The organism is Succiniclasticum ruminis DSM 9236 (assembly GCF_900112895.1).
Classification (GTDB): Bacteria; Bacillota; Negativicutes; order Acidaminococcales; family Acidaminococcaceae; genus Succiniclasticum; species Succiniclasticum ruminis.
Genome location: NZ_FONL01000034.1, coordinates 1 through 7,875 on the forward strand (window position 1 = coordinate 1; position 7,875 = coordinate 7,875).

Annotated in this window: 3 protein-coding genes; all 3 read right to left on the minus strand. The window is 51.2% G+C overall.

Annotated elements, in window-relative coordinates; genetic code table 11:
• Nucleotides 1-4,806: ESPR-type extended signal peptide-containing protein (locus tag BM159_RS11685; protein WP_281243287.1), on the minus strand; the 4,806-nt coding region annotated here is incomplete at its 3' end.
• 166 nt (nucleotides 4,807-4,972) lie between these two features.
• Entirely contained in the window at nucleotides 4,973-6,640 is a 1,668-nt protein-coding gene (locus BM159_RS11690) for a ShlB/FhaC/HecB family hemolysin secretion/activation protein (RefSeq protein WP_177206046.1), read from the minus strand.
• A gap of 133 nt (nucleotides 6,641-6,773) precedes the next feature.
• A partial coding sequence (locus BM159_RS12080) for a DUF4097 family beta strand repeat-containing protein (RefSeq protein ID WP_177206047.1) occupies nucleotides 6,774-7,875 on the minus strand: 1,102 nt, incomplete at its 5' end.

Genomic DNA, 7,875 nt, shown 5'->3' on the forward strand with positions numbered 1-7,875 from the left:
ATTATTCCCTACCTTCGCATCCCATCCTGCGTCCAGATCTGCACGGTTCGTCGCGATGTTTTGCGTATTCGTATCCTGCTGCAACTTGCTCGCTACGTCCCCAATCTTCACATCTACGGCTGCTGCATTCGCGTCCATGGCGTCTTTTACCTGCAGGGTTACCACGCCGTCGCTGTCCGCCTTGTAATTGCTGCCATCCGCCTTCGGTACCAGGCGGTAATCCGTGGCGCCTAAGTCGCCCAAACTGATGACTGTGTCAGGCACACCGTCGTTCCGGCTGAAGGTCACCGTCTTGTTCACTGCATCCTTCGTCACCGTGGTGTACGTGTTCTTTAACCCCTCAATGGTTACCGGCGTTCCGTCTTCATGTGTCAGCGTTATCGTACCTTCGGCCGCCTTACCGTCTGTTCCATAGTTTGCCATTCCTTCTTTTACATGCATATCCTTTACGGACACGTTATAGGTGGCGGTAAAACCTTCATCTGCTACTGTCGGTGCAACCGTAACGTTTGTTTCACCATCTGCCGCTTTCACCATACTCTTATACGCATTAACTTTATAAACGGTATGCCCGTCCGTAGCATCCTTTTCTGTAGTCATCGTCGTATTAACTCCGTCCTGCAGCTCGGCGCGCGCCGTTTTCAGCTGGGCCACGTTCACCGCATCCGTCGGTTCCGCACCGGCTGCTACGTTGGTAATCTGGCGGGTCTGTCCGTCACCGCCTACAGAAAGCGCTGCAAGGGTAGATTTCCAGATGGCATCGCTCTTGGTGGATGAAGTCTGTGTTGCCGGATCGTATCCGGTTACACTGCTGCCAACGGTAGCCTTGGAATTTACGCCCAATGCTACGCCGCCGCCAATAGCCGAGCTTCCATGGCCCAATGCTACACCGGTGTTCGCTGCGCTGCTGTTCGTCCCGATAGCTACTCCGCTTTCGCCGGTTGCCTTAGCGCCATGACCAATGGAGATACCGGTTTTAGCTGCGGTTGCGTTTGTACCTAACGCAATAGCGCTTTCTTCCTTCGCTTTCGCCATATGGCCCATGGCAATAGCCGTCGTTGCAGCTTCTGCCGTAGTACCTAGGGCAATACTGCTTTCACCGTCAGCTTTCGCCATATGGCCGACTGCAAGCGCAGTGGCTTTGGCTGCTTCTGAAGAAGTGCCAATGGCAACCGCGCTTTCGCCTTTCGCGTCCGCTGCCTGGCCCAATGCCACGGAAGTCGCGGCTTCCGCCCTGGAACTGTTGCCGATGGCCGTTGCGTTAGCGCCGGTCACTTCCGCGCTGGTGCCCAGCGCGATACCACCTTCTGCTTTCGCCTTTGCAAGACCTCCTATGGCAATTCCGTAATTTTCTTCCGCCCCTGCGCTGTTACCAATCGCTATAGTACGTAACGCTATCGCTTCCGCATAGTCGCCAAATGCCGCCGCGCTATTGCCGCTGGCAACTGCACCCACGCCCGCTGCAACAGCGTCAGCACCTGTGGCTCCATCATTCAGGAAGTTGCTGCCTTCCGCCTGATCTTCCGAATTCACACTGTAATAGTGGGTTGCGGCCTTTTTCAGCTGGGCCACGTTCACCGCATCCGTCGGTTCCGCACCAGCTGCTACGTTGGTAATCTGGCGGGTCAGGCCGTTTCCTCCTACAGACACCGCTGCCGCCGTGGATTTCCAGGCTACATCTGTTTCGGTGGAAGCCGTTCCGGTCAGCGGATCAAAGCCGGCAACATCTTTAGCCGTATCAGCCACGCTGCCACGGCCCAGTGCTACGCCGCCAGCTACAGTTGCAGATGCATTGTTGCCAATGGCAACAGTATTTTTAGCCACAGCCATTGCGTTCTTGCCAATTGCATAAGTATAGGACTTTTCAGCACTGGCGCCTTCACCTATAGCCACAGACCCTTCTGCAGCTTCGCCGGTTGTTCCGCCTAATGCAGCCAGAGAATTATCACCTGCCGCGGTAGAAGACTCGCCAAAGGCGGTGGCATTGACACCCGAAGCAACCGATTCTAAACCAAAAGCCGTTGCCTGATCGCCTGTTGCTTTTGTCTCGGTACCCCAGGCTGTTGCATAATCCCCTTTTGCTACTGTTGCTAAACCAAACGCAGTGCTTCCCTCGCCTTTTGCCTTGGCTCCTTGACCCCAGGCTGTGGCACTATCTCCGTTAGCCACTGTTCCTAAACCAAACGCGGTGCTTCCCTCTCCTTTTGCCCTGGTACCTTCACCCCAGGCTGTGGAATAGTCTCCTTTTGCCCTGGTACCTTCACCCCAGGCTGTGGAATAGTCTCCTTTTGCTACTGTTTCATGACCAAACGCAGTGCTTACGGTTCCTTTCGCTTTGGTGTCCCAACCCCAGGCCATGGAAGCCCCGCCGGCAGCCGTTGCGCCGGCACTGCCCAAAGCGATGGATCCTGCGCCTTTTGCAGTCGCATCGGCACCGATTGCAACAGAATACATTTCTTTTGCTTTGGCGCCGTCGCCAATGGCAATTGCATAAAGCCCGTTTGCTTTAGCGCCGCTGCCAACAGCAATAGCACTTTCGCCAATTGCTTTAGCATTTACGCCTGCTGCAAGGGCATTCGCACCAGTAGCTCCGTCACCATTGTAATTGCCCGCAGCCGAGTCTGTAGAATTCACACTGTAAAAATGCACTTTTCCGCCACTGCCACCGGCTGCAATTGCTGCTTTCAATTGCGCCACGTTGACTGCGTCTGTATCTCTCCAGCCTGCAGCCACATCGGTAATCTGACGGGTAATCTTCTTAGCCGAATCAGTATCAGCATCTTCCTGATTACCTACAGAAACAGCGCCGGCAGAAGATTCCCAGGTTCGCAACACCTTATAAGCATCAGCAATTCCGGAAGGATCCTCGGCAGCCTCAGCAGCAGCAACTGCAGCCTTAGCTGCATCAACATCATACTGTCCTCCGGTAGCTGGATCGTAGCCAGGTACTCCGAGCTGGCGGCCGGTTACCGAATTAGCCCCCAGCGCAACGCCAGATTCAACATTAACCTTTGAATTGCTCCCGAGAGCCGTACCATGCTTATAATCTGTTCCCGCATTCGCATTGTTACCAACCGCAAGTCCGTAGTCCTGACCGGCAAAAGACTTGTTTCCTATTGCGATTGCATACGCTCCCCCGGATAAAGGATTCGTCGGATCACCGCCTGCTTTCGCATCGTTGCCGATTACGATGCTGTTATCCCTGTCAGCCGCTGCATTGTTGCCGAACACGAGACTGCTGCCACCCTTAACCTCTGCATTATTACCCAGGGCAATGCCGTTATCGCCGGAAGCAGTAGCATTGTTACCAATCGCTATACCGTGATTGCCGGAAACCACAACATTATTTCCATAAGCGATACCGTACATCTTTGAAGTCTCAGCAGTATTGCCGAATGCGATGCCGTAATCACCGGAAGCGGTTGCGCTGTTGCCAATCGCTATTGCATATTGTGCGGGCTCTGTATCCACTGCTGGTCCTGAACCTCCCCCAGGCTCCGGATCTGTCGAACCGCTTGTCTCCTTAGCACCAGCCTTCGTTAAACTTCCTATTGCGATCGAATGCCAGCCGCTTGCTTCTGCATCCTTTCCGATTGCTATTGTCTGCCCTTCAATCGGATCGTCATCCCCCGGATTTGAAGGAGTACTTGCCTTCGCCCCTTTTCCAATGGCTATTGCGCTTCCGGTGCTTGCTGCAGCTTCCGGCCCGATTGCAATGGAATCAGCACCCGTTGCACCTTTATTATTATAATTAGATTCATCGCCGGTAATGTCAGATTTAATGCTGACATAATGCATTTCCGCAGCCTTCAGCTGCGCTACGTTGACAGCGTCAGTATCATATGTACCTGCCGCTACACCGGTGATCTGACGGGTTACGGTCGCTGTATTATTTTCGTTTGAAGAAGCGCCTACCGAAACAGCATTTTCTGTAGATTTCCAGGCCGCGGCAGAAGCCGCAACATTCTCAGCATTGTTCGGACGGTATCCGTTCTCTCCCGCTGCCCGGTTGGCAACAGAATCTTTACCCAGTGCGATTGAATAAGACAGTGTTGCATTTGCACCTGAACCAATAGCGACTGAACCAATTGCATCTGCTCCTGTAATGCCGCCTAAAGCCGCTAACGAATCTTTGGCATTTGCTCTTGCTCCTGCACCAATAGCAACTGCCCCGGTTGCAGCGGTTCCTGTGATACCCCCAAAGGCAGCTAATGAATTATCACCATATGCTACTGCCCCTGCACCAATAGCAACTGCCCCGGTTGCACCTGCCTCCGTAACTGTTCCTGTTAGTTCTACTCCTGTAATACCACCTAATGCTGCTAATGAATTATTACCGTACGCTTTAGAATCAACTCCAAAGGCAGTTGCGTTATCCCCAACGGCTATTGAGCCGTAACCCCAGGCTGTTGCGTTCGTACCACTGGCTTTTGTAGTGCTGCCCCAGGCTGTTGCGTATTGGCCGCTGGCTGTTGTACTATTGCCCCAGGCCGTTGCGTATTGGCCGCTGGCTGTTGTACTATTGCCCCAGGCTGTTGCGGTATTCGAAGAATCAACTGAAATAATGCCAGTTCCGTAAACATATCTTGCATTTGCCGGGAGTTCCAGGGGATCCGCCGCCCACGCCGTCGGCACACTGAACCCTCCAACAAGAACTGAACTTACCAGCAACGCACTTAAAGCACGAGTCGCTTTCATGCGGCAGCTGCGAACACCGCTGCCTTTGGCGTTACGTTTTGCCAATTCACTGACCACCACGTAACAATCTCTTGTTTTACTCCAGATAATCTTGTAAACCTTATTCATGGCTAATGCTCTCCTCCCGTTAGTATTTAGAATCTTTACTAACAGCTGTCGTATTCATATGCTAAACAGCATTGCAACGGGGAACTACGGCTCTTACATATGCCGCCCGGCCTCTGTAGCAGTTATTACATCCTGAAAAACCACTGTTCTCATAATCCCGTCTGTATCAGAAAGACAGGGAACAGTTAAAATGGATTCGTGCTTTATCTACTTTTCCGCTCGTAAACTCCCGTTTCAGCGGAATACCCAGCGTCAGGCCGGAATAGAAGTTCTTGTAACTGGCCGTCAGACCCAAACCGGTAGAGATCAGCGTATGATCCACGGCTGCCTGTGTTGTGGGACTGCCGTAAACCCTGCCATAATCCAAGAACGTAAACATATTAAACAAGCGTTTTTTATCAAGGGGCACCATCCAGGACAGGCTGGCGTTAATCCCCCGGGTTCCGCTCAAAAAGCTTTCTTCATAGCCTCGCACGCTGCCATTACCGCCAATGTAGAATAAATCAGAAGAAGACATAACCTTATTGTCACTGGCAAGCTGTGCATTAATGCGTCCGCTCAGCATTTGGCCGCCGTTGAGTCGTTTCTGGTATATGGCGTCCAACCGGTAGATTGCATAATTGTCTCCTGTTCCGGCCAAATTGTTAAGTCCCGTAAAAGCTATTGCGTGCTTGTGATACAACACACTGCTTTTCCCATAATGTGTGAAAGAAATATAAGGAACATAAGAGTTGCGGGTATCTTTAACCCATTTGATATAATTATTTGTTTTGGTTCCAAAATCCGTCTGGGACTTCTGGTGCAGGAATTGTATGCCGACCTCATCCCTGCGCTTTTCATCCACCCGCAAAGGATGGCGCAACGTCAGACCGGCCACATAGGAGTGCCCTTTCACGCCAGATGTATCCGCCAGATTACCCTTGATCAGCTCTGTAGTATTGGTACCGTAATCAAAATCAAGCATGGTACCCATGTTGTTAACCGGGAGGGAATAACTGGCGCCAAACATGTTTGTACCTTCGCTGCGCAGATAGTTCATCCGCAGGGCATCCCGTTGCCCGGTAAGGCTGCGTATGGCATAAAAGATACCTTCCCGCCAGCGTCCGGAAGATTCATATCCGCTGTTGTCAACGTACAGCGACACAGCCTGGTTATGCTGCGGTTCTAAAGCCGCTATCTCATAATCCGTTGTACCGGGCTGTTCCCCTGCGTGGACCAGTATGCGCAGTTGCACGTCATTCGTGGCATTAAAACGCTGTAACCGGTCGTTCAGCGCGTCTGTGTTGGCAACTTTGCCCGGCTCCAGTTTAACACGGTTGGTTACATAACCCTTTCTGGTATAGCGAAGACCGCTTACAGTTACGTTGCCGGTTTTTCCTTCCAGCAGCCTGATCTGCACTACGCCTCCGTGAATACGCTGGGGGGGAAGGTAGGCACGACAGACTGCATAACCCTTTTCTTCATATAATTTATTGATAGCTGCTGTCATGTCGTATAAATCCTGCAAGGATACTGTTTTTCCTATGTAAGATTCTGTAATACGGTTAATTTCCTGCTCCGTTAAAATTTCGGAGATGTCAGTATCAACCTTCGTCAACGAAAACGTAATCTGATCAACATTTTGCTCCGGCTTTTGTCCTTCCGTTTCTACCTGTGCCTTTTTCCGCTCCTGGTCTTCTTCCATCTGCTGGGCTACCCGCTGCCGTTCCATATATTCCCGGGCACGGCTCAGCTGGGCGCCGGAATCGGCGCCGGGAGACGGCAGCGGAGCAGCCCAGGCCACTGGTTCGCAAGGCAGCAACCCCGCTATATTAGCCGGCAGCACAGAGGTCACTCCAGGAGTAAATGCTGATACTGTCAATAAAGTTGAAATAACTAAACGTTTACTTACGAAAACTTTCGCCGAAATTTTAGCCATCATTCATCACCTTTACATTTAAATTATATTTTAACGTCTTCATTAATGCCTACTGTTTTTCTCCATTTGTTTCAACTTCATAATCATTTGCATTTAGGAAAGGACTCACAACAACGGAATTGTCGTTCCAGAACAGCCCGTAGCGGTCAAAATAGACTATCTTCTCATAACCGGAACGGATCTGTTCCGGCAGATCTTTGGACAGAAGGCCAATCATTTTGAAATCATTATCGTCATCTCCCGGTTTGTTATCTTCTTCATCTCCGCCTCCACTGGGATAGTCGCTATAGTACCATCGTTTACCCCAATTTTCCCGAATCTGATCCGGAAGATTTCTGCCTGCCGTCACACGTCCATTATAAGTGACCCAGCCTTTCCCGGTATGAAAGATAAAATCCCGTCCGGCCGCCACGTTACCTTCGAACAGAATATCTCCGCCCTTTTTAGTATCTATAATTATGTCACGTCCTGCCTTTAAAGCTTTCCCGTATGTAATATCTCCGGCTTTGTTAATTGTCGCCTGAATAGTCCGGCCGGCATTCACGGCGCCTTCATACAAAATCTTGCCTGTTTCGGCTGTAGCAGTTACATCAATGTTCGCCCGCACAGTATCTCCGTACATAATCCTGCCTGCTCCGGTTTCTGCAATTACGCTGCCGGCATTGGAGGTTACTTTTCCATGATACCATATATCCCCCTCTTTGGTTGAAGCCCTGATATCGCCTCTCCTGACGGACTCAACATTACCCAGATACATTATATCACCTTTTTCTGTCACTTCAGCAGTTACGGCGTTCTGGGCCTTTACGTTCTCTGCGTAACCAATCGTGCCTGTATCTGTTTTGGCAGAAACAGAACCGCCTGAGGTTACGCTGCCCAAAAATAAGATGTCTCCGTCCGAGTTCACGGCCTTCACATCAGAACTTGCATTCACATTGCCATCAACAGTGATTTCTCCCTCCTGCTCCAGAGTAACTGTACCGGCTTCGCCATTCTTTCCTTTTTTGGTCACAAGATCCGATTCGACAGTTAAGGCGCCTGCATCCAGATTAGTGAGCGCAATATTGCCATGCACCTCGTCAGGAATAGCCGCCCGCAAGTTTTTGCCCGCATGGGTCCGTACCGTTACACTGCCGTCAATGACCTTAACC